Origin of the sequence: Leuconostoc aquikimchii, assembly GCF_040838325.1 — a bacterium.
GTDB classification, from domain to species: domain Bacteria; phylum Bacillota; class Bacilli; order Lactobacillales; family Lactobacillaceae; genus Leuconostoc; species Leuconostoc aquikimchii.
The window spans coordinates 1715699-1739830 of the sequence record NZ_JBFPER010000001.1; the positions used below are offsets into that span (position 1 = coordinate 1715699).

Consider the following 24132-nt stretch of genomic DNA (forward strand, 5'->3'; position numbering starts at 1 on the left):
TTTTTCTTATCACAGCTCACATGTTATTTACAAAAAAAGACCGCATTGCGGTCAAATATGTACACAAGCACAGCATCGAACAACCTTAGGGCTGCTACATTTCTGTCCTGACCCAGTTCGAGAGCCAATGCTTGCCTGCTTTACTATTATATCTAATTTTCAAAGTTTACGCAAATACTTCTGCAATTTTTTTAGTCCACTTTGTATGCCATTTAAAATATGTCAAATATGCTTTCGGTATCAAGTACTCATTCACTGCAGCAAAATCATCCACAATTGACACAATCCAGCTTTCCCGGTATTTTGGTAATGCAATGGTTGCGCCAAACATATGTTTCAAAATAATATCTGCTTCTTTTGAATTAATATGTGTGATTTTTTGTGCATTTTTTAACGCAACACGAGGATGAACATAAGCATGTGATCCTTCTTCAAACTTTGTTACGCGCCAATCATAATAAAACATATCATGCAACAATCCTGCGCGTGCAGTGGCCGTTTCATCTGCACCAATTTTTTTAGCAATAAGATAAGACTGGTATGACACAGAAATAGAGTGTCGTAAGCGATTTGAAAAATGATGTTGCGTATATTGTGACAGTTGTTGTACTTCATTGTGTTGTAACAAGTCATCTACGATATTTAAATAGTCTTGGTCTTTACGCCAAGCATTCGGATTTTGCATGTATACTATTCCTCATTTGATAAGTCTGATTATATTATAGTACTAAATGTGATCATTGTATATTATTTTGCTTCGCATCTTTTTCTAGCTTGCGTTGTAATCGAATTTTCTTAAAAAAATTTTGCAATAATGCCCCGCCTTCGGCACCACGAATATCGGTATGAACATCAACACGATGGTTTAAACGGTCATCCTCTAATAACTGATACAACGATCTGGTCCCGCCACCTTTGATATCCTCTGCACCATAATAAACTGAAGGAATACGTGCATTAATGATTGCCCCTGCGCACATAATACAAGGTTCAAGCGTCACAAATAATGCCGTGTTTTCTAAACGCCATGAACTTAATGTCCGATTTGCAGCCTCTATAGCTAATAATTCTGCATGTGCTGTCGCTATTTGATGTGCCTCACGATGATTGTGTGCACGAGCAACAATGACATTGTCTTTTACAATGACTGCGCCAATTGGTACTTCGCCATCTGTTTCAGCAATTTTTGCTTCATTTAATGCGACTTGCATGAAATAATCAACTTGTTCATCACTAAACGTTGGTTTTTGGATCATATGTACTCTCCAAGATATAATAACCTTTGTCTTTATGAATAATTTTCACGTTTCCAAACACAGCTGCCATGTTTTTTTGGGCTGAGGGCGCTCCTTGCTTTTTTTGTAGAACAGCAATTAACTTACCACCTGGTACTAAATATTGGATCGCTTCTTGTAACATGGCTGTGACAACAGTTTTTCCGGCGCGAATGGGTGGGTTAGCCAAGATTAAAGCATACTTTTCTGATACATTAGTATATATATCAGATTGAAAAACGTTAATTAAATCAACCACGCCATTTTGTTCTGCATTTTTACGTGCTAAGACAAGAGCCCGTTCATTGACGTCTGTCATGTCTACTGCTCGTTGCAAAGCTTTTGCTACAGCTACACCAACTGGTCCATAACCTGTGCCAAGATCTAATATTTTCCCCGAGATAATTTCCGTCTTATTTAGTGCATCTAACATCGTTCGTGTACCATAATCAACAGTTGATTTAGAAAAAACACCACTATCTGTTGTAAAATGCAACTGATTGCCTAATAAATCAAAATCAAAATTTTGATAATGATGCTCTGAATTTGGATTAGCTGTAAAATACATTTCCCCAGCAAACTCTTCCTTAGATGTATCCATGATGTCTCCTTAAGTTCTATGTACAAAAAAAGAAGTACCGAAGCACCTCTTTTAATATAGTGAATCAGTTATAATTTTAAATCATACAATTTCAAACCATAATGATTACTTCATAATGCCGTAAAAACGAAATTACTTTAACGCTACTGCTGCGCCAGTTGCTTCCAAAGTTTCTTTCAATTCGTTGGCAGCTGCTTCGTCAAGACCTTCCTTGACGATTGAAGGTGCATTGTCAACTAAGTCCTTAGCTTCCTTCAATCCAAGACCAGTTGCTTCACGAACTGCCTTGATAACCTTAACTTTAGCAGTACCTGCTGAAGTTAATTCTACGTCGAAGTCTGTCTTTTCGGCGGCACCGCCATCGGCGGCTCCAGCTGCTGCTACGGGTGCTGCTGCTGAAACGTCAAATTCTTCTTCGATTGCTGAAACCAAGTCAGCCAAATCCAAGATTGTTGCATCCTTCAATGATGCGATAATCGCGTCTTTATCAAAAGCCATGATTAAAATCCTCCAATTTTTTGTGTGTTAGTTTTTTTATTATTCAGCATCTGTTGCTGCTTCAGCAACAGGCGCTTCTTCGGTAGTAGTGGCTGAGCCACCATTTTCCTCTTCCAACTTTTCTTGCAATGCCTTAACAGCATATGCAAATGAACGGATTGGGAATTGGAATTCGGCCAACAATTGTCCAAACAACCCTTCGCGTGATGGCAAAGAAGCATATTTGTTAATGTCATCCAAGTTAGCAATGTTGCCATCGACAACACCACCCTTGATTTCCAACTTTTCGTTGGCGTCAGCAAATTTCTTCAAAATACGTGATGGTGCAATTGCATCATCATTTGAGAATGCGACGGCTGAAGGACCGGCGAAAACGTCGTTCAATTCAGCAAATCCAGCTTTTTCAGCAGCACGTGTCAAAATCTTGTTCTTGATAACTTCAAGCACAACACCTTCTTGACGCAACTGATGACGCAACTCTGTAGATTGAGCAACTGTCAATCCACGAGCATCAACAACAACTGCTGAAGCAGCATTCTTGAATTGATCAGCAATTTCTTCAACTTTTTGCGCTTTAACTGCAATAGCTTTTTCACTCATGATATATATTCTCCTTTCATCATATTATTTTGCAAAAGAAATCCCGTGTACCAAAAGACACACGGGAAAAGTTTTTTAAACTTCCTCGGCAGGATATTAAGGTACAAGTACCTCCTGAGTCTTAGGCAAAATGATTTAATTTACTTAATAAGTATATCAAACGAAGTTGATATCGTCAAATTTTACAATGAATTAACATCCAACGCAACGGCTGGACTAACTGTTGATGAAAGTGACACGTGTTCTACATACGCACCCTTAACAGCGGCTGGACGAGACTTCAAAACAGTATCAGCAATTGTCTTGATATTTTCAGTCAACTTAGCTTCATCAAATGATACACGACCAACAGGTACAGCAACGTTTCCGTCACGGTCTGTACGGTATGTCACTTGTCCACCCTTAGCATCTGAAACAGCCTTGGTAACATCCATTGTCACTGTACCAGTCTTTGGGTTAGGCATCAATCCCTTAGGACCCAAGATACGCGCAACACGGCCAACTTGAGCCATCATATCAGGTGTCGCAATGGCTGTGTCAAAATCCATCCAACCACCTTGAATTTGTGCTACTAAGTCAGCAGCACCAACAACATCAGCTCCGGCAGCTTCCGCTTCCTTAGCTTTGTCGCCTTGCGCAAAGACAATAACCTTCTTGTCTTTACCAGTTCCGTTTGGCAAAACAACGGCACCACGTAATTGTTGATCTGCTTGACGTGTGTCAACATTCAACTTAAAGACAACTTCAACAGAAGCATCATAGTTAGCATAATCAATTTCTTTAATCAAAGTTACTGCTTCAGTCAAAGCGTAGTTCTTTTCAGCTTCTACCTTTGCTAAGGCTGCAACATACTTTTTACCATGTTTTTGAGTCATTATTCTGCGTCCTCCTTGATTGCTGTACCGTCAACAGTCAAGTCAACACCTTCAACAGTAACACCCATTGAACGTGCTGTACCTTCGATCATACGCATAGCTGCTGTAACGTCATTGGCATTTAAATCACCCATTTTGTTTTCAGCAATTGCACGAACTTGATCCAATGTCACGTTTCCGACCTTTTTAGTATTAGGTTCGCCTGAACCCTTACCAACGATCTTACGTAGCTGGTCAGCTGCGGGTGGTGTCTTTGTAACGAATTCGAATGAACGGTCATCAAAAACAGTAATTTCAACCGGAATGATTGAACCTGCTTGTTCTGCAGTACGTGCATTAAATTCCTTTGTGAATTGCGCAATATTGATGCCGGCTTGTCCCAACGCAGGACCAACTGGTGGTGCTGGCGTTGCCTTAGCAGCGGCAATTTGTAGTTTAACTACTGTTGTAACTTTTTTAGCCACGATTTTTTCCTCCTCGTGTTGTGGTAGACGCAGCTTAAGTGCTGCTCCCACGCATGTCGATGACATACTTGTTCATTATATAAGAAAATAGATTTTTTCGCAAGTCTTTTTATTTTAAATTGGTACTATCTCAAGCATTATCCAAAACAGTATCAACATCAGCAAAGTCTAGCTCTGTTGGCGTTTCACGACCAAATACTTCGACTGTTGCTTCTAATGTTTGCTTCTCAACATCAACTGTTGTAACAGACCCTTCCATACCAGAAAATGGTCCAGCGATAATTTTAACCGTTTGCCCAATTTCAACTGTCAAATCAGCTACTTCACGTGTTACCATACCCATACGTTTCATCAAAAGATCGACTTCTTCCGGTAATAACGAATTTGGTTTTGAACCGGCACCATGCGAGCCTAAGAACCCAGTGACACTGGGCGTGTTACGCACCACATACCAAGCTTCATCAGTCATGTTATAATCGTGTGGCGTTGCCATTTCGACTAACACATAACCTGGAAAATCATTTTCAACAGATGTCTTTGCTTCACCATCTTGAATAGTTGTCACTTCTTGTTCTGGCACTAAAATACGAAAAATTTGGTCTGACATCCCCATTGTTTGTGCACGAGACTCTAAGTTAGCTTTCACTTTATGTTCATATCCAGCATAAGTATGAACAACGAACCAAGATGTTTCGATATTGTCGGTATTGACAACCGTTTCTTCGGTTTTATTGTCTTGTGGTAATTCATTATTTTCTGACATATTAGTATGTGCTCGTAGCTACCATCAGTATCATTTGATAGTATCTAAAGCTTCTCCTTTTTTTACTATAAAAAAGAACTCCCATAAAGAAGTCCTCGTTGTTAATATCAGTATACTATATTTTAAATTGTTTCGCTATCAATTTAGGATGAAATTAAAACCGCTCTGCAAAAGCCAGTCGATACCACCTAAAAACAGCGCAAAAATGACAGAAACAGTGATAACTGTGACAGTTTCTTTTGATGCTTGTTCTTGTGATAACCAAGTCACTCGCTTCATTTCTGTTGCAACATTTCTAAAATAATTTAGCATATCATAACCTTTACTTTGTTTGTTGATGTAATGTGTGCTTCCCGCAAAAAGCACAAAACTTGTTAACCGCAAGACGCTCTGTGCGATCTTTCGATAATGCTACTGTGTAATTTCGCGATCCACAAACTGTGCATGCGAGTGATACCTTTTGACTAGCCATATATGTTGTCCCCGTTAAATTCTCATTATATCATACCATCTAACAGCATATAATTCAACGTTCTGCCACTCCATAGAGTATTAAATCAAGTAATTGTTGAATTCTTTCCGTCATTTCCAATGTACCATCAAGACTGTGAAAGCCACCAAACAGAGGGGCTAAACTTGTAATATAAAATGAACTAGCTATTTTAGAATCAATATTTCGGCGTAGCTTCAATGCCTCTTGATTAAAAAATTGCGCAATCGGCGCCACATAGTCACGACCAAATATCATCCCTAATTCTTGCTGGTTTTGCGATGATAACGCGTTAAAGCTGCCATGTATCAAAGTAAAAACATCACGCGGGTGGCGCGTAACAATGACCATAGTCATTGCAACAAGTTGATCTTTAGGTTGATCATACGTTTGATCTAGCACAAGTTGCATGTTTGTTGCAACCTGTGTGCCCACACGTCTGATCACTTCCACAAACAACGCCTCTTTATCGCCAAAATAATGATACAGTGCTGGCTGTGTCATATTAAGTACTTTAGTAATTTGGCGTGTCGTTGTTTGATCGTATCCGTTCGCCAAAAAAAGCTCTGTCGCTGCTAGTAAAATTCGTTCACGTGTTGCTTCACTTGTCTTTGTTCCCATACGATTATTTTACACCTTTTTAGTTGTAAAATAGCACAACTTTTCTCATGTTTATCCTCATCGCCAATATTAATTGTTTACACAACAAGTGTTTCTTTGAGGTTTTGACGTTGCTTTATACGGTAGTATGTTACTAACAAAATAGTAAATACGAGCAACCAAAGCACTAATATCGCCACACTTTGTTGTACCTTGCCACCAAAAATCACGTGATTAATCGCCTGATTTAAAGCCGTTAACGGCCAGATATTTTGTAGTAAATTAAATAGGTTCGTTGACATGACCTTAGGCCCTGTCGTTACTGAAAAAATTGCTTGTATTGTCATAAAAATGCTTGATAACCACCAACCAGCTTGGCCTAGTACCTGTTTTAAATACCACACAATACTCATCATTGCCCATGAAGCCAACAGTGTAACTACCGTAATGGTCAAAAAGCTTCCTAATGATATATGCCAGAGCGCCGCACTAGCTACCATGAATGATGCGGCAATCACACTCAACGTACCAGCAATTTGAAAATTCCCCCACCATTGCTCTAATGCAAATATTTCTTGCTTAACCGATTTGATCGGTAACAGCAGACCAAACAAAATAGCTAGTAGTGTTACCCCAATAACCAATATATTCGGCAAGAAGACTTGGCCGTCTTGTTTAATTGGTTGGTCATCTTTTAAATTAAAGACCATCATTTGTGACAATGGTGACACATTTTTACTAGCATCTTGTTCACCTAATGTATCGTTTAATTTACCAGCAATACTAGATTGTCCTTGCTGAATTTTTTTCGCACTGGATTGAATTATACCAGATTCATCACTCAACGCTTTCGTATTATTTAAATTAGCAGCTATATTATCAATTCCACCTACTACAGAAGTCTGCAGCGTATACGATACATCATTAATTGCCACGGCCATTTCACTTATTTTTGACGTATCACCTGCGCTAACCGCATCATTAAGTTGCGCAGAATAAGTTGCTAATTTCGCTGTTTCCGCCTTAGCCGTCTCTTGCAGATCACTAGCCGGCTGTGTATCGATCCCATTTCCAACTGCTTGCAAATTAACCTGTAAATCATTGGCCTGTTGAGACAATGACTGGCTTTGATTGGCAAGATTCTTCAATAACGAACTGTCGGCCGTACCCATCATCAACATATCATTTTCACGATTCAAAACTTGTGTTAATTCACGTTGCACATGTTGCGCAGCAAACTGACTTTGCCCGCTAGCAATTATTTGTTGTACACTCGTGGCTTTTCCCGTTTTTTGAAAATTTGATAATTGACTTGTCAATGCCGTTGGCATAACGACAATCGCACTGACTTTGCCATCACGCAAATCAGATTTTGCTTGATTCTGTGTAGTATAGCGCACAGCTGTAAATGTTTTTGCAGTATGTAACCTACGTGAGAAGTCATTCCCAATATTTTGTTGCCGACCGCGATACGTGCCACCACGGTCTAGATTAATAACGGCAACTCTTAGTTTACTAGCGTGTTGCGTTTTATGGCTCACGGTGCCTAAAAATCCGGCCACGAATATAATCGGGATGATAACGGCAACTAACCACTTCACTAATTGCCGCTTATTTTTGAATAAATACTGCCAACTTGACATAAAAATCTCTCCTAATTTTACATATACCTTACTAGCATAACGGTAAAACTTGTTTTTGGGGAGGACTTTATAAAGTTTTATAACTTTTACAACATTTATTTAAGCACACTAAAAAAGTTAAACTACATTGTAATTTAACTTTTTGTTCTAAATTAATTATCTGCTGTTTCTAGCAAGCCGTACTTGCCATCTTGGCGCTTATAAATAACCGAGTCAGTATTTGTTTCTGCATCTTTGAAAATAAAGAAATTATGCTCTAACAAATCCATTTGTAATGCCGCTTCTTCTGGTGACATTGGCTTTAAATCAACTTGCTTTGTACGAACAATTTGCAAAGCCTCATCATCAACTTCTGCAGCTGGAATCTCATCGTTGGAGTCAATACCTTTAAATCCAGTTTCGCGTGACTTACGGTTAATCTTAGTCTTGTACTTACGAATCTGACGTTCCAACTTTTCAGAAACCGCGTCCACTGCCGCATACAAATCAGGATTTGTATCCTCCGCACGTAACACAACATAAGGTAATACAATTGTTACTTCGGCTTTACCAGAGTTATCTGACTTATAGGTGCGTAAGTTAACATTGGCTCTCGAATTTTCCTCGATGTAACGATTCAACTTTGTTAAACGCTTCTCCACATATTCGCGAAGTGCATCAGTTACTGCAATATTTTCGCCACGTACATTATAATCTAACATAATTAATTCCTCCATTGAGTTACTACATATATTATACCATATGTGTAAGCGTTTTCTGTTAATATATTCATTTTTTCATAATTAACGAGATAAAGATATACTTTTCACATTTTTAGCCCCTAATTCGTACATCAAATCCGCTGCATGATATAACGTATTTCCTGTGGTATAGACATCATCGACTAATAATATCTGCTTTTCTTTTAATATCATAGATTCTGTCACCGAAAATGGCTGATGTCGCGTCATGCGCATTTGCCGATCAAATTGTGATTGATGTTGCTTTTGAACTGCAGATACTTTCAGCAATTGTTTATACTGCACACCTGTAATTAATCCTATCGTTTGATTAAATCCTCTTGTAACCATCGTATGATCACTAACAGGAATTGGGACAATAATATCTGCGCCCAAAGTATTCATTTTTTGACTTAACTGACGATTGAAAATAACACGCAAATCATAGTCGCCATTAAATTTATATTGTTGCATAAACTGACGCATAGCGTCATTATATTGATATAACGCCGTGTGCCTGAGCAATTTTTTCCCTTGCTGTTGCCAACGGTGACAATCATAACAAAGTTTCTCATCTTTTTGTTGTCTGCCACATCCTAAGCACCCCATTGAGATCACTGAAAAATCAGCTTCACAAGTATGACACAATTGTTTTTCTTGACGTGTAATTAAGCCCAATGTTTGTAATAACGATGGCATATTATTGCTGTCACTTTGACATAATTGGCACTTCATATACGGCCGCCTAATTGTTTACCAAGTTTGTTCATCTGTTTAATTTGCCGCTGTGCTGCGTAAACTTTAAAATTTGTGTGCTGCACATAGGCCTTTACCAAACCAGTGGGACGATCTTTATTTCGACCAACGCGACCAGCAATTTGAACCAAGGCATTTTCACTAAATATTTTTTCATCAGCACCTAAAATCAAAACATCTATACCAGGAAAAGTCACGCCACGTTCTAAAATGGTAGTCGTCACAAGATATTGAATTGTTTGATCTCTCATATTTTGAACTTTTTCTTGTCTTTTCAAATCACCGGCATACACATGATCCCCCAACATTTTAGGAAAATGCTTGTTTATATTTTGGTACACACTTATCAAATCTGATACTTTTGGCACAAAAATTAAAAATCTTCTCTGTGTTTGATTAAATTGTTTGATCTGCCGTAAAAATTTCGATGGTAATTTTTTTCGCCAAGGACCGACAATTGTTGTTTTTAAAACAGGCAATAAATGCTGATGAAATCGTAACGGTAAATAGGAAGTTGTTAATACCTGTCGTTTCACTTGCTGTTGCAATGCTTTTGTTGGTGTTGCGCTAAGATAGATTACCGCACTACTTATTTTCCGAGCATTTTTTACCGCATGTACTAACATGTGATCGCCAGCATATGGAAAGCTATCAACTTCATCAACAATTAATAAATCAAATGCTGATTTAAAGCGTAACATTTGATGTGTTGTCGCTAAAACAAGTGGCGTATAGCGGTAATCTTCAGTTTGTGCACCATGTAAAACGACCATATCAGTGTGTGAAAAGGCCTGATGTAGCCTTGGTGCTAATTCAATGATGACATCAACTCGAGGCGAAACAATAGCCACACGATATTTTTGTGTCAACGCTTGATGAATAACTGGGAATAGCATCTCTGTCTTACCTGCGCCAGTAACTGCCCAAACAAGATGTTCACGTTGCTGTGACAATGTCTCAAGCAAATCACTACTCACGACTTGTTGTTGTTGTGTTAGCTGACCATCCCATGATAAAATATCATCGCCCTTAAAATTATTGGGCTCAGGTAATGATAAGAGTACATCATGCGAACTAACACGCCCTAACGCTATGCAAGCACGGCAATAAAAGTGGTTATTCGGTAACTCCCCATGAACGTTCTGACCACATCTCTGACAAACATTGTCAATAAACGTTGCTGAAGATATTAAATTATCTGGTATGGCATCTATTTTTGGCTGGACAAGTTGTCGCCCATAATATAATTTCATACTGTATAATACGTTTTATGCCCAACTATATCACAATCGCGCCCGATACTTTTTCTTGGGAACAAAACATTAAAAAATCGCGTTTTATTTTAAACATTGCCCGTGTCACTTCCGAAGCAGATGCACGCTTATTTATTGATCAAATATCTAAATTACACTATAAGGCAAATCATAATGTGTTTGCTTACGTAATAGGCAATAATGATCAAATTAAACGTTATTCTGATAACGGGGAGCCCAGTGGTACAGCTGGGATTCCCATGTTAGAGGTACTGCAAAAAAATAAACTACACGACGTTGTCGCAATTGTTACACGTTACTTTGGTGGTGTTAAATTAGGCGCTGGTGGTTTAATACGCGCCTATGCTGGGACAGTAGGCGATGGTGTTAAGGCCGCTGGACTAGTTTCGCGTTTGGTTCGTTTACAAGTAACGCTGACAGTAAACTATAAAAGTTCAGATGTGCTCACCTACTGGCTGACTAGCCACGACTACCAAATTATGGATACCCAATATGATACTGCTGTTCATGTTATTGTGCCCGTTTCAACAGATGACATGGCTGAATTTCAAAAAAATTTAAAAGATTTATTTGCTGGTCAAATAACATTTGAAATTGGTGCAGAAACTTTCTTTGAAATTCCAGTAAAATAGGCTATAATTGAATAGTTATGATCTGCTAGTGTAATGGATCGCACACAAGATTCCGGTTCTTGAGATCCGGGTTCGACTCCCGGGTGGATCATATATACCTTTGGTATAACAGCACATATTGACGACATGTCGTCAAAAAACAACACCGACATCTTAATGTCGGTGTTGTTTTTACGTTTTACAATAAATTCTAAATTTGCTCAATGACAGAAAATACATGTTTTCACTACAAATCTTCTGTATCTACAGTCATTGCTGCAGGTTCTGGTGAGACAACATCATGTCCTGTATTTTTCGCAATTTGTTCAAAAAGTATCCCTTCTCGTAACCCACTTTGTGAGAAGATAACTTGCTGACCCTCAGTAAATAAAAGTAACTCAACCAATGGTAGTAACCCGCCAACAATAATGTCTCCTCGCTCTTTTGCGAGACCTGGCATTTTTTTTCGGCCTTCAAGATCTTTTTTTAGAATTTCTTGATAAATTAACGCGACTTCACCAACATTTAAATGATAACCGTGAACTGCCATACCTTGAATTTTTTCTTTTTTTCGACTGATTTTTGCTAACGTACGATTGCTCCCACCAAGTGCAATCAATGGCATATTAATTGATTCACGCAACCATGAAACGTCACCAAATAGTTGTCTTAATGCAACTATTGCTGCAAATAACGCACCCGCCGATATATGATCTTTTTCCAAATAACTTTCTGAAATGTTAACTGCACCAACTGGCAAACTGACAGCGTGAACCGCTTGTTTACTACGCACAAGAATTAACTCTGATGACGCACCACCTGTATCTAAAATTAAAGCATCATTAATTGGAAATGTATTGATGACACCAACATAATCAAAATGTGCTTCCTCTTCACCAGTCAAAACATTTAACTCAAAGCCCATGTCTTTTTTAAATGCAGCCAAAAATTCAGCTTGGTTACTGGCTTGTCGAACGGCAGCCGTGGCAACGGCATATATCTCTAGTTTATTATTATCGTACACTTTTAAAGCTTGTTTGAACTTATTTAAGGCCGTTAAAGTACGTAGAACTGCTTCTGGTTGCAGCACTTTATCTGGTCCCATACCAGTTGATAGACGGACCATTTCTTGAAATCTTGCTAAAACTTCATAAGAACCATCACGATGATAACGACTAACCGTCATACGTACTGAATTAGATCCTAAATCAATCACTGAAATGACTGTCATTCTTCGCCTCCATGCGTTTCATTAATAAATGGATTGTTCAATGGTTCAAATCGCTGCTTTGTTTCCGCTAATTTTTCTTGTTTAATTTGATTTGTTTGCTGTAATAACGTGTTTTTTGTAAACAATTCTTGCGCATCCAATGTCGGAACGCCTCGGCGATCTTTCTTTTCAAAACTACCATCTGGTTGCAAGACACGTGTTTTAACATTATCGTGCCACATAGTTTGAAAAATAGATAACACCTTGTCACGTAAACGATCATTTTTGAGTGGGAACAATAGTTCAACTCGTCGATCTAAGTTACGCGTCATCAAATCGGCTGATGACAGGTAAACTTTTGGATTGCCGTCATTTTCAAAGCTATAAATACGACTATGTTCCAAGAATCGACCAACAATAGAATGCACTTCAATTGTCTCACTAACCTCCGGTATACCAACTTTTAACATGGTAATACCGCGAATAATTAATGACACATTAACCCCTGCTTGGCTCGCTTGATATAGGTGTCTTATCATACGTTCGTCTGATAATGAATTGAACTTCATTTTAATGCCGGCAGATTTACCCGCCTTTGCATTTGCAATTTCATTATCAATTTGTTCATAAATAAACTCACGGATACCATCTGGCGACATGTGTAGTTGATGAAAATAACCTGGGTCAGAATAACCGGTTAAAATATTAAAAATAGAAGCAACATCCGCACCTAATTCCGAATCACTAGTTAATAATCCTAAATCAGTATAAAAATGAGCTGTCACATCATTATAATTTCCAGTACCCAGATGGACATAACGTCGAATCGTGTCAGCCTCACGACGCACGACCAATACAACTTTTGCATGGGTTTTTAAACCACGTAACCCATAAACTACGTGTACACCTTGTCGCTCAAGTTCCCGTGCCCAGTGCACATTGTTTTCCTCATCAAAACGTGCTTTAATTTCAACCAAAACTGTGACTTGTTTTCCCTGTTGCGCAGCTTCTCCAAGTGCTTTAATGATAGGCGATTTGCCAGAAACACGATACAATGTCATTTTAATAGCGAGTACTTGATCGTCTTTTGCAGCAGTTTGAATAAATTCTATCACCGGTCGAAAAGAATCATAGGGATGATGCAATAAATAATCTTGACGCTTAATACTTTCAAACAAGTGATCCGGTGCTAAATTAGGATTATTATACCCTTTAAATGGTGGGAATTTCAGTTCTGGTGCCTGAATAAATTTCAGCCACACTGTCAAAAATGTCAAATCAATTGGCCCATTAACCATGTATACGCGCGCTTCATCCACATGCAGCAACTTGATTAACTTTGTGCGTAACGATGAACTTGTTGTACGTGACAAAATAACACGAATAATTCGGCCACGCTCACGTTCTTGCAATTTAGATTGTACATCTTGCAGGATATTTGGGGTATCCTCATCATCTGCTATATCTAATTCCATATCTCGTATCACATGAAATACTGTTGATTCTTTGATTATATAGCCTGGAAATAAAGAAGCCAAAAAGAGCTGAACAACATCTTCAATTAAAATATACTGATTTTTTTCTGGTAAGGCTATGACACGGCCAGACGTTTCTGGTACTTGTAAAACAGCAATATACTTTTCTATCTTATCTTCTGACTTTTTGAGACGCACCCCTATATTTAGCGTATCATTGGCTAAAAAAGGAAATGGATGTGTTGTATCAACCGCCATCGGCGTTAAAACGGGCAGTAATTCTTGATCGAAAAAGCGTTTCAAAAATTGTGTTTGATTGCTAGTTAAGTCTTCTGAACTGAGTAATTCAAAACCCCCACGTTTTAACGCTGGCAATAAACTACGATTCAACACCTGATATTGTTTTTTGATTTGTTCACCAGCAACCTTTGAAATGTCATCTAATTGTTTTGATGGTGTTAACCCGGCCGCATCTATTTTGTCGTGCCCTATCAAAACTTGCTGTTGCAAACTGGCAACACGGACCATGAACCATTCGTCCATATTTTTTTGCGTGATTGCTAAAAAATTTGCCCGTTCCAATAATGGATTTTGGATATCGCGCGCTTCTTCTAATACGCGATCGTTAAATGCTAGCCAACTAATTTCACGATTCACATAATATTTTGCACGTTTAAGATCAACCATTACACTCTTCTCCCTTTTCGCTTCAACACAATGGGTAACCCAAACACCGTTTCAAAAAATTTCGCTTTTTGCGCAAACATATAAATTTCAAGTTGCAAATCAACGATTGTCTGTCCTATAATCGTAATGCTATCATCTGACATAGATACAGTCAGCTTATTAATTTTTTGTAGCCGACTATCGTCCAATGCATCAGCCAATCGTAACAATGCCGCTAGTTTTGCAATACGTAATCGTTGTTGTGGTGAGAAATCTTGCACTGTGCGCAAGGCATTATCTGGTGTCTCAGCACTATGATAGCGAGCTATGGCTGCAATCATGCGTTGCTCAGAGGTGGATAAGCCATGAAAATCAATGCCTTCAAGAATTTCTTCTGAATACTGGTAATGTTTTTGAGAATTAATAAAACCACCGACATCATGCACTAAAGCTGCAACCCCCAACAATAACCGATCACGTTTATTCAAATGATGAATCTTTTTCAAACGATCAAATAACTGTCTTGCATAAATCAACACAATTTCACGGTGTTTCTCTTCAACCATATAACGGTCGGCAATACCACGTGCAGCCGTAATAATATCATCTTCAGCATGGTCATCAATGACTGACAAACCATCTAATACCGTTAGATTACTAATTTGCAGTGTATTAACGCCAATTGCAGTCATAATATTCATTAATAACAGCATTTCCGTTAATGCAAATGGTACGTCATTTAAATCAACAGCATATTTTCCAATGATTGCTTGATCATTCATAATTGCTAAATCATTAATCACAATTTGTAATTGTTCTTTTGATACAACAATCCAGGGTTCATTTTTTGGTGAAAATATACGTTGCGCTGAATCAGCACCCAATAAAATGAGTGTTTCAGTTTGTTTAAATGGTGGTAACATATGCCAAAAATCAGCTAATTTACTACTAATGAACTCACTAGCCAATGATTTTTCCTGTGCAACTTCAACTGACATGCCATTAATCGCTTGTGCTAGTTTAACTGGACCGACTGATGAATGTTGCGAAAACTCAAAGCGATTCTTCTCAAAATATCCTAAATCAATACGCCCTGAACTCATACCAAGTACAAAAGTATTTTTTTCAATTAACACGGTATGCTGAATTTCTTGTGCATGACGCACAGCAAGTTGCCGATAATAACTTTCTTGATTGCCATTTAACCAACTAATTCTAAGTCCTGTGGTACTTTCTATTTGATCTGCGAAATACACTGCATTTTTCACTTGTGATAAGGCTTCACTACCAAATAATCGTATATCATTGACGCCATAATCACGTAATAATTGTTGAAAACTTTGAACCTGTTCTAGTATACGTCGCATGATCTCAATTGAAAACGTTGGCGTATTAATGTCACTTTCACTAAACTCACGGTTAACATTTTCAATTTTTTTGCCATTTTTGACATCTATAATCTGCAATGCCGCTGTGCTGGAATTTATTAATATGATACCCTCTAATTTCGCCATATTCATCCCTACCTCTAATGTGTATGCTACCTTTAGTTTATCACATGTTTGTCTTTTTTCACTCATAAATTTAACAAAAAATTAACTTCGTAATATATTTTGGTTTATTTATGATACTTGAATTCACAAGTAATTTCATGATCATTAATAATTCCCATACCCTGTAAATATGAATACACAGTCACAGGACCTGTAAATTTAAACCCGCGTTTTTTCATATCTTTTGCAATAATTTGAGATAACGTATTTTGAGATGGTATGTCTTGATTAGCCATAACCTGATGATCTATTATGTCATTCTTTGTAAAATGCCACATGTAACTCGAAAAACTATTAAATTCATCTTGTATATGTTTTATGGCCTGCGCATTAGTAATTGTTGCCGCGATCTTCATGCCATTGCGAATAATATTTGGATTATTTTTTAGCGCTAATCTGTCTTCCTCTGTCATCCGAGCCACTTGTGTTATGTCAAAATTATGGAAAGCTGTTTTTAATCCTGACCTTTTTTTAAGTGAAATCTCCCAACTTAATCCTGCTTGAAAGACCTCCAGTGTCAATAATTCAAATAACAATTGATCATTCCCTTGTAAGGGGTGCCCCCATTCTTGATCATGATATTTTATCATAGCATCAGACACGTCATATTTTGCGACCCACTGACAACGGACAACGTCTTTTATACCCATTAAAATACCCTTTTCAGTGGATTATGTCGCTTTTTTTCATCATCTCGCGTGTGCCAATATATCACATGCGCCATTGTTGCTAAAACAACAGCAGTTACAGCGACTAAACATATCTTTTTATTAATCATATAGGCATCTCCAGTATTTTTATGTACTAAAAAATCATCCCAAAATGGCATGATTTTATAATTATTTAAATTACTTGTTTTGAATCGTTTCACGAGCAGCAGCTGACAAGTTATAGAATGACTGAATGCCCTTATACTTAGCAGTTGTATCCAATAATTCTTCAATACGAATCAATTGGTTATACTTGGCAATACGATCAGTACGTGACAATGAACCTGTCTTGATTTGACCAGCATTAGTAGCCACAACAAGATCAGAAATTGTCGTGTCTTCTGTTTCACCTGAACGATGAGAAACAATAGCTGTGTACCCAGCTTCTTTAGCCATTTCGATAGCTTCAAAAGTTTCTGTCAAAGTACCAATTTGGTTAACTTTGATCAAGATTGAGTTAGCTGCACCCATGTTAATACCCTTTTCAAGATATTGTGTGTTAGTAACAAAGAAATCATCACCAACTAATTGCACTTTTTTACCTAATTCAGCAGTAATTGTAGCCCAATCTTCCCATTCGTTTTCATCAATAGGATCTTCAATTGAGATAATTGGGTAACGGTCTGCCAAATCTTCAAGATACTTAATGAATTCAGGTGTTGTGAATTCATCACCAGTTGACCAACGCAACTTATATGTCTTTGATTCTGCATCATACAATTCTGATGAAGCAACATCAACGGCAATAGCAATATCTTGTCCTGGCTTATATCCAGCAGCTTCAATTGCACGAATCAAATACTTTAAAGGTTCTTCGTTATCAGCGAAATCAGGTGCAAATCCACCTTCATCACCCACTGACGTTGCCTTACCATCTGCTTCTAATAACTTCTTCAAAGCGTGGAAAGTTTCTGAACCGTAACGGATTGCTTCCTTAACGGTTGGGGCACCAACAGGCATAATCATAAATTCTTGGAAATCAACTTTGTTAGCTGAGTGAGCACCACCATTGATAACGTTCATCATAGGTGTTGGCAATACGTATGAATTTGCGCCACCCAAATATGAAAACAAAGGTACACCTAATTCATCAGCAGCAGCACGAGCAGCAGCAATCGAAACAGCCAAAATAGCGTTTGCGCCTAACTTGCCCTTATTTTCTGTACCGTCGAGTTCGATCATAGCTTGATCGATTGCACGTTGGTCAGTGACATCGAACTTACCTACCAAAGCTTTAGCGATAGCATCGTTAACATTGGCAACAGCCTTTGTTGTCCCCTTACCACTGAAACGTGACTTGTCACCATCACGTAATTCAACAGCTTCGTGTTCACCAGTTGAGGCACCTGAAGGTACCATTCCGCGACCGAAACCACCTAATTCTGTGATGACTTCTGCTTCAAGTGTTGGGTTTCCACGTGAGTCCAGGACTTCGCGTGCGATAATATCAGTAATTAAAGACATATGTCTAATTCTCCTTTGGTTTATGGTTTTATACCATGTATATTATATCACAGGGAAGTGACTGAAACACATATTGTGTACACAATATTTTATTGCGATTTAGAAATTGCCGTGTGCAGCGCTTTTTTAAAACGGTATTGCATTTGTTCAAAACGACGTGTTGTAATCTCTGAATTAGGATTATCAATACCCAAAAGTTGTCGCACCGTTTGTTTAAATTCAGGCGTTTTCGCAATTTCTGTTGTACTTAACATATCACGTAACAAGCACAATTGCTCCGGATTATAGGTATCCGTTCCAATATTAAATAAGTTTCCTGAATCGTCACTATTTTCCGAAATAACATTTTTTTCAAAATCTGACTTTGCCGTATAATACGTCCGTACCAAATCCGTCGCGTGATTTGATAGTGCAGTAATAAAATATGTTGAGAATTTAGCACGTGGATTCACCGTATCGAATTTATTAACACACTTTATCAACACTTCTAAACCATCTGAATACCAATCATCTGCAGTAATACGACTGCTAATTTTTCGTCGATGTACATCATAAACTGCCCCACGCAAATGTTTAATGAGTACGTCATATGCAAATTCGTGTCCATTTTGTGCAGCATGAACAACTGCTATCAATCTATCTTTCCCCAATGTTCTTCTCCCACTATAATCGTGTTTAAAGTAATGTTTACTTGTAATCGCTCACAAACAAAAATCACTTGTACACTTTTTTATAATGGATTACGCGAGCTAAATCCTTGATACATTAGCAAACTTGCAGCAACACTGGCATTCAAACTTTGAACATGACCGGTCATTGGAATTGTTAACATGCTATCGACTTTTTGCTTTAGTAATGGTGAAATGCCTTTTCCCTCATTACCAATAATCAAAGCAGTCGCTCCCTTTGCATCCCATCGGCGGTAATCTTCCCCAGTTACATCTGTTCCAAACACCCACATACCACGATCCTTTAGTTCACTAACTGTGTTAACTAAATTGGTTACACGAGCAACAGGCACATGTTCGATTGCGCCAGTAGAAATTTTAGCCACTGTGGCTGTCAACTGTACTGCCCTTCGCTTTGGAATAATAATACCATGTACACCAGCAGCATCAGCTGTTCTTAAAATCGAACCCAAATTATGTGGATCTTCAATACCATCTAGAATTAAGAAAAATGGCTCTGCCGATTGTTTTTTAGCATTTTCAAATAAGTCATCAATTGTGGCATAATTAAATGCTGCAACACTCAGAACAACCCCTTGATGATTGCCACCATCTGTCAGCTCATCTAGTTTTGATTTTGGTGCTTGTTGTATGACCAATCCTTTTTTCCGAGCCAGTTGCGTTACTTCATTGCGGATTTTGTCCTGTAATCCTGTTTGTAACCACACTTTATTAATTTCTTGTGTTGATTTTAACGCTTCGACACTGGCATAATGGCCATAGACAAATTCTGTTTGATCCGGTTTTTGTTGTTCTTGTTGTTCTTGCTTCATTTGCTTGTTCTCCCTGATTCTACTTGTTCAAAAATCCATTTCATTAATTCACTAATGCGATCAGGTTGCCCCGACAAATGCAAAAATCCAAATAACGCCTCGACACCAGTTGATATACGATATGTCACAACATCTGTGTTTTTAGCTTTTGTATGTGATTTTGCATTTCGCCCACGTTTGAAGTAAATTAATTCATCGTCTGTTAATAGGCTATCTATCATCATACATTCAAACAACGCAGCATGTGCTTTAGCTGAAACATAATGTTTGCTGCGTTTTTGCAGATCATTGACTTTTGTTAAACCTAACAAGAGCAAGTGCTGACGCACCTCAAGTTCGTAAATTGCATCGCCGATATACGCTAACGATAATCCATTCATCTGTTCATATTGTAAATTTTGCATATCTTTATTATACGCGAGATTTGAACTGCACGTATAAGTTTCGTGTGTGTTCTGCAGAACTATTTTAGTGTAAATGAAAAAACCAATTATGGCTATACTTTTGGCCTAATTGGTTCTGTTTTTGGCCTAATTGGTTTTTTAACCGCCATTTAGTGACATAAAAAAGCTGCCCATGACTTTTCATGAGCAGCTACTTTTAAATCTTTAAAAAAATTAGTACTTATTCTTCAAACGTCTTTGCAACATCATCTAACTTAGGAATATCTGAGGCAGCTTCGTTAGCAACTTCAGGTTGTGCAATAATATTACCAACAACCTTACTCTTAATCTTACGATATTCAGCCATACCAGTTCCAGCAGGAATAATTTTACCAATAATAACGTTTTCTTTCAAACCTACCAATGGATCGTTCTTACCGCGAATAGCAGCGTCAGTCAAGACACGTGTTGTCTCTTGGAACGATGCAGCTGATAAGAATGAATTTGTTTCCAAAGCAGCTTTTGTGATACCAAGCAGCACAGGACGTGCAGTTGCTGGTACAAGGCCTTCAAACAATGCTGGTTCATTAGCACGTTGGAAGTCCGCAATATCCATTAACATTCCTGGTAGAAGGCTTGTTTCACCCGGATCCATGACACGGATTTTACGTAACATTTGACGAATCATAACTTCGATATGTTTGTCAGAGACTTCAATACCTTGCAAACGGTAAACCTTTTGAATTTCCGTTAACATGTATGATTCTGTTGTCAATGTATCAGTAACAGCTAGCAATTCCTTCGGATCAACTGGTCCTTCGTTAATTGCAGCGCCACGTTGAATATCGTCACCTTCAGCAAAACGCATGCGTGCTGCTAATGGCAAAGTATACGTACGTGTATCTGTTTCACCTTCAATCGTCACAGCCTTGGTACGTTCAGCTGGATTTTCTTCAATAGAAACAACGACACCAGTAACTTCTGAAATTTCAGCACGTCCCTTAGGAATACGTGCTTCAACAATTTCTTGCACACGAGGCAAACCTTGCGTAATATCGTTACCACCGGCAACACCACCCGTATGGAAATTACGCATTGTCAATTGTGTACCTGGTTCTCCGATTGATTGTGCAGCAACAGTTCCAACTGCTTCACCAACTTCAACTTCTTCACCTGTAGCCAAGTTACGACCATAATCAAGCACAGAAACACCGTGTTCTGTTGTTGATGTGAAGACCGAACGAATTGTTACTTCTTCAATACCAGCAGCAACAATAGCCTTTGCAACGTCTTCATCAATCATTTCGTTACGTGAAACAATCTTGTCTCCAGTTTCTGGATTAAAGACTGACTTCATCGCATAGCGACCCAAAATACGATCATAAAGTGGTTCAACAACGGAATTACCATCCATGATTGCCTTAACAGCAACACCACGATCAGCATTGTTGTTCCACTCACGAACAATAACATCTTGTGCAACGTCGACAAGTCGCCGTGTCAAATAACCAGAGTTGGCTGTCTTCAAAGCTGTATCAGACATACCTTTACGCGCGCCGTGAGTAGAAATAAACATTTCCATCACTGTCAAACCTTCTCGGAAGTTAGCTGTAACAGGCAATTCAATAATCTTACCGCCAGGTCCAGCCATTAATCCACGCATACCAGCCAATTGAACGAAGTTCGAAATGTTACCACGCGCCCCTGAATCTTGCATCATGAAAATAGGGTTTGTTGGTTCAAACAAATCAATCAACTTATCTTGAATAACATCTTTAGCTTTAGTCCAGATTTCAGTCACACGTTGATAACGTTCTTCATCTGTAATCAAACCACGACGGAATTGCTTTGTAACTATCGCAACCTGTTTATGCGCATCTGCCAAAATTGCTGGTTTTTCTGGTAATTCAGTCACATCGTTCATTGAGACAGTCAAACCAGATTCAGTTGACTTTTCATAGCCCAAATCTTTCATACGATCCAACAATAGCGATGTTTCTGTCACTTTGTAACGCTTATAAACTTCAGCAATGACATCTGACAAGAAACCTTTCTTGAAAGCAGTAACCGTTGCTGTATCGGCCAAATAGTCATGAATATCTTCACCCGATGCAATGAAGAAAGTATCATCAATACCTTTAAAGTTATCTTCAGATGGTTCGTTAATGTATGGGAAATCAACAGGTAAAATTTCATTGAAAATTAACTTACCAACTGAAGTCACCATAATTTTTGAACGTTGTGCATCTGTAAATGGCTTTGCTTCAGGGAAAGATGACGTCTGAATACCAATACGTGTATGGTAATGAACAACCTTATTTGCAAAAGCAATTTGTGCTTCTTCTACAGATGAGAAGATCATACCTTCGCCTTCACGGCCAATTTCTTCAGCCGTCAAGTAATAGTTTCCAATAACCATGTCTTGCGATGGTGCAACAATAGGTTTACCATCTTTAGGTGCCAAAATATGACCAGCGGCAAGCATTAATAGACGTGCTTCAGCTTGTGCTTCATCAGACAAAGGTACGTGAATGGCCATTTGATCGCCATCAAAATCGGCGTTATACGCTTCTGTAACCAATGGATGCAGACGCATTGCTTTACCAGAAACTAGTACTGGTTCAAAGGCTTGAATTCCTAAACGATGTAATGTCGGTGCACGATTCAAAAGAACTGGATGTTCTTTAATAACGTCTTCCAATACATCCATAACATCTTCATCAGCCTTGTCAATCTTACGCTTTGCAGATTTGACATTACCAGCCAACTTACGTGTTGTTAGTTCTTTCATGAGGAATGGTCGGAATAATTCAATTGCCATTGGTCGTGGCAATCCCATCTGATTCATTTTCAAGAAAGGTCCAACATCAATAACTGAACGACCAGAATAATCGACACGTTTACCCAACAAGTTTTGACGGAATCGACCTTGCTTTCCCTTCAACATATGTGAAAGTGACTTTAATGGTCGGTTTCCTGGTCCAGCTACTGGTCGACCACGACGACCATTATCAATTAATGCATCAACAGCTTCTTGCAACATACGTTTTTCATTTTGCACGATAATGCCAGGTGCATTCAAATCAAGCAAACGCTTTAAACGATTGTTACGGTTGATCACACGACGATACAAGTCATTCAAATCAGATGTCGCAAAGCGACCACCTTCTAATTGAACCATTGGTCGTAAGTCTGGTGGGATAACTGGAATAACATCCATAACCATCCATTCAGGCTTATTGTTTGATTGGAAGAACGCTTCAATGATATCCAAGCGACGTACCGCGCGTACACGTTTTTGACCCGTTGCTTCTTGCAATTCACGTTTCAGTTGATCTGCTTCAGCAGCTAAATCAACACTAGCCAACAAATCTTTTATTGCTTCAGCACCCATGCCAGCTTTAAAGCCAGCACCATATTCGCGCTTCAATTCACGGTATTCACGTTCCGTCATTAATTGTTTCTTTTCGACAGGTGCATCACCAGGTTCGATAACAACATATGAAGCAAAGTAAATAATTTCTTCAAGTGAACGAGGTGACATGTCTAGAACGAGACCCATACGTGATGGAATACCCTTGAAGTACCAAATGTGTGTAACAGGTGCAGCTAATTCGATGTGACCCATACGTTCACGACGAACTTTTGATGATGTAACTTCAACGCCACAACGATCACAAACAATTCCTTTATATCGGATTCGCTTATATTTACCGCAGGCACATTCATAATCTTTTGTTGGTCCGAAGATGCGTTCATCGAACAAGCCATCTTTTTCTGGCTTAAGTGTGCGATAATTAATCGTTTCTGGCTTCTTTACTTCACCATGAGACCATGAACGGATCTTATCAGGAGAAGCCAAACCGATTTGCATGCTTTCAAACTTATTAACATCAATTGCCATCTATTTGCTGTTACCTTTCATTATTTATTACGTCAACGTATATGCACAGTATGCACGTTTGCTATCAGCTGCTTGCTAGTATGATGATAATCAAAAGC

The 24132-nt window shown here is 38.5% G+C and carries 26 protein-coding genes, 1 other RNA gene and 1 other annotated feature; of the genes, 1 reads left to right on the plus strand and 26 read right to left on the minus strand.

Annotation, left to right across the window (positions count from 1 at the left end; translation table 11 throughout):
- Positions 1-53: 53 nt before the first annotated feature.
- From ffs to AB3K24_RS08495, 16 genes are all read right to left on the minus strand, one after another.
- An RNA gene (ffs, locus tag AB3K24_RS08420) (signal recognition particle sRNA small type) lies at positions 54-147 on the minus strand.
- Positions 148-166: 19 nt separating this feature from the next.
- Positions 167-685: an HD domain-containing protein gene (locus AB3K24_RS08425; RefSeq protein WP_367975090.1), complete on the minus strand. Its 519-nt coding sequence runs from the start codon at positions 683-685 to the stop codon at positions 167-169.
- A 52-nt stretch (positions 686-737) separates the two neighbouring features.
- Positions 738-1256, minus strand: a complete 519-nt coding sequence (gene tadA / locus AB3K24_RS08430) for a tRNA adenosine(34) deaminase TadA (protein ID WP_367975092.1) — start codon at positions 1254-1256, stop codon at positions 738-740.
- Complete coding sequence (locus tag AB3K24_RS08435; RefSeq protein WP_367975094.1) at positions 1234-1875, minus strand: class I SAM-dependent methyltransferase; 642 nt, start codon at positions 1873-1875, stop codon at positions 1234-1236. Before AB3K24_RS08435 ends, tadA begins: the two co-directional genes overlap by 23 nt.
- A 132-nt stretch (positions 1876-2007) precedes the next feature.
- A complete protein-coding gene (gene rplL / locus AB3K24_RS08440) occupies positions 2008-2373 on the minus strand; it encodes a 50S ribosomal protein L7/L12 (protein ID WP_174249419.1) in 366 nt (121 codons plus the stop codon).
- A 39-nt stretch (positions 2374-2412) separates the two neighbouring features.
- The gene (gene rplJ, locus AB3K24_RS08445; protein WP_367975096.1) at positions 2413-2973 is read right to left on the minus strand and encodes a 50S ribosomal protein L10; all 561 of its coding nucleotides are present in this window, start codon (positions 2971-2973) and stop codon (positions 2413-2415) included.
- Positions 2974-3000: 27 nt separating this feature from the next.
- Positions 3001-3117, minus strand: a sequence feature (ribosomal protein L10 leader region).
- A 38-nt stretch (positions 3118-3155) separates the two neighbouring features.
- Positions 3156-3848 carry a 50S ribosomal protein L1 gene (rplA, locus tag AB3K24_RS08450; protein ID WP_294975040.1) on the minus strand — a complete coding sequence of 231 codons (693 nt, stop codon included), beginning with the start codon at positions 3846-3848 and terminating at the stop codon, positions 3156-3158.
- Positions 3848-4312 (minus strand): 50S ribosomal protein L11, encoded by a 465-nt coding sequence (gene rplK, locus AB3K24_RS08455; RefSeq protein WP_367975098.1) that lies wholly within the window; start codon positions 4310-4312, stop codon positions 3848-3850. Before rplK ends, rplA begins: the two co-directional genes overlap by 1 nt.
- A 130-nt stretch (positions 4313-4442) precedes the next feature.
- Entirely contained in the window at positions 4443-5075 is a 633-nt protein-coding gene (nusG, locus tag AB3K24_RS08460; RefSeq protein ID WP_367975100.1) for a transcription termination/antitermination protein NusG, read from the minus strand.
- A gap of 138 nt (positions 5076-5213) precedes the next feature.
- Positions 5214-5387 (minus strand): preprotein translocase subunit SecE, encoded by a 174-nt coding sequence (gene secE / locus AB3K24_RS08465; protein ID WP_367975101.1) that lies wholly within the window; start codon positions 5385-5387, stop codon positions 5214-5216.
- 10 nt (positions 5388-5397) lie between these two features.
- Positions 5398-5547, minus strand: a complete 150-nt coding sequence (gene rpmG / locus AB3K24_RS08470; RefSeq protein WP_010001468.1) for a 50S ribosomal protein L33 — start codon at positions 5545-5547, stop codon at positions 5398-5400.
- Between the two features lie 54 nt (positions 5548-5601).
- The gene (locus AB3K24_RS08475) at positions 5602-6186 is read right to left on the minus strand and encodes a TetR/AcrR family transcriptional regulator (protein WP_367975104.1); all 585 of its coding nucleotides are present in this window, start codon (positions 6184-6186) and stop codon (positions 5602-5604) included.
- A 77-nt stretch (positions 6187-6263) separates the two neighbouring features.
- Positions 6264-7808 (minus strand): YhgE/Pip domain-containing protein, encoded by a 1545-nt coding sequence (locus tag AB3K24_RS08480; protein WP_367975105.1) that lies wholly within the window; start codon positions 7806-7808, stop codon positions 6264-6266.
- A 152-nt stretch (positions 7809-7960) separates the two neighbouring features.
- Positions 7961-8509 (minus strand): ribosome hibernation-promoting factor, HPF/YfiA family, encoded by a 549-nt coding sequence (gene hpf, locus AB3K24_RS08485; protein WP_367975107.1) that lies wholly within the window; start codon positions 8507-8509, stop codon positions 7961-7963.
- Positions 8510-8590: 81 nt separating this feature from the next.
- Positions 8591-9262: a ComF family protein gene (locus AB3K24_RS08490; RefSeq protein ID WP_367975108.1), complete on the minus strand. Its 672-nt coding sequence runs from the start codon at positions 9260-9262 to the stop codon at positions 8591-8593.
- A complete protein-coding gene (locus tag AB3K24_RS08495) occupies positions 9259-10536 on the minus strand; it encodes a DEAD/DEAH box helicase (protein ID WP_367975110.1) in 1278 nt (425 codons plus the stop codon). Before AB3K24_RS08495 ends, AB3K24_RS08490 begins: the two co-directional genes overlap by 4 nt.
- 17 nt (positions 10537-10553) lie before the next feature.
- On the opposite strand from AB3K24_RS08495, the gene AB3K24_RS08500 reads away from it, so the two are divergent.
- Positions 10554-11189 carry a YigZ family protein gene (locus AB3K24_RS08500; protein WP_367975112.1) on the plus strand — a complete coding sequence of 212 codons (636 nt, stop codon included), beginning with the start codon at positions 10554-10556 and terminating at the stop codon, positions 11187-11189.
- Between the two features lie 226 nt (positions 11190-11415).
- On the opposite strand, the gene AB3K24_RS08505 is transcribed toward AB3K24_RS08500, so the two are convergent.
- From AB3K24_RS08505 to rpoC, 10 genes are all read right to left on the minus strand, one after another.
- Complete coding sequence (locus AB3K24_RS08505; RefSeq protein WP_367975113.1) at positions 11416-12399, minus strand: Ppx/GppA family phosphatase; 984 nt, start codon at positions 12397-12399, stop codon at positions 11416-11418.
- Positions 12396-14540 carry an RNA degradosome polyphosphate kinase gene (locus AB3K24_RS08510; RefSeq protein ID WP_367975115.1) on the minus strand — a complete coding sequence of 715 codons (2145 nt, stop codon included), beginning with the start codon at positions 14538-14540 and terminating at the stop codon, positions 12396-12398. The genes AB3K24_RS08505 and AB3K24_RS08510 overlap by 4 nt, the downstream gene beginning before the upstream one ends.
- On the minus strand, positions 14540-16033 hold the full coding sequence (locus AB3K24_RS08515) for a Ppx/GppA phosphatase family protein (protein WP_367975117.1): 1494 nt from the start codon (positions 16031-16033) through the stop codon (positions 14540-14542). Before AB3K24_RS08515 ends, AB3K24_RS08510 begins: the two co-directional genes overlap by 1 nt.
- A gap of 104 nt (positions 16034-16137) precedes the next feature.
- Positions 16138-16722, minus strand: coding sequence for a DNA-3-methyladenine glycosylase I (locus AB3K24_RS08520; protein WP_367975118.1), 585 nt, complete (start codon positions 16720-16722; stop codon positions 16138-16140).
- The gene (locus AB3K24_RS08525; protein ID WP_367975120.1) at positions 16722-16850 is read right to left on the minus strand and encodes a hypothetical protein; all 129 of its coding nucleotides are present in this window, start codon (positions 16848-16850) and stop codon (positions 16722-16724) included. Before AB3K24_RS08525 ends, AB3K24_RS08520 begins: the two co-directional genes overlap by 1 nt.
- Positions 16851-16920: 70 nt before the next feature.
- Entirely contained in the window at positions 16921-18246 is a 1326-nt protein-coding gene (gene eno, locus AB3K24_RS08530) for a phosphopyruvate hydratase (protein ID WP_367975121.1), read from the minus strand.
- An 89-nt stretch (positions 18247-18335) separates the two neighbouring features.
- On the minus strand, positions 18336-18896 hold the full coding sequence (locus AB3K24_RS08535) for a sigma factor (protein ID WP_367975122.1): 561 nt from the start codon (positions 18894-18896) through the stop codon (positions 18336-18338).
- Between the two features lie 80 nt (positions 18897-18976).
- On the minus strand, positions 18977-19747 hold the full coding sequence (gene rlmB, locus AB3K24_RS08540) for a 23S rRNA (guanosine(2251)-2'-O)-methyltransferase RlmB (protein WP_367975124.1): 771 nt from the start codon (positions 19745-19747) through the stop codon (positions 18977-18979).
- A complete protein-coding gene (locus AB3K24_RS08545) occupies positions 19744-20151 on the minus strand; it encodes a Mini-ribonuclease 3 (protein ID WP_367975126.1) in 408 nt (135 codons plus the stop codon). Before AB3K24_RS08545 ends, rlmB begins: the two co-directional genes overlap by 4 nt.
- Positions 20152-20371: 220 nt before the next feature.
- Positions 20372-24034 carry a DNA-directed RNA polymerase subunit beta' gene (gene rpoC / locus AB3K24_RS08550; RefSeq protein WP_367975128.1) on the minus strand — a complete coding sequence of 1221 codons (3663 nt, stop codon included), beginning with the start codon at positions 24032-24034 and terminating at the stop codon, positions 20372-20374.
- Between the last annotated feature and the right edge of the window lie 98 nt (positions 24035-24132).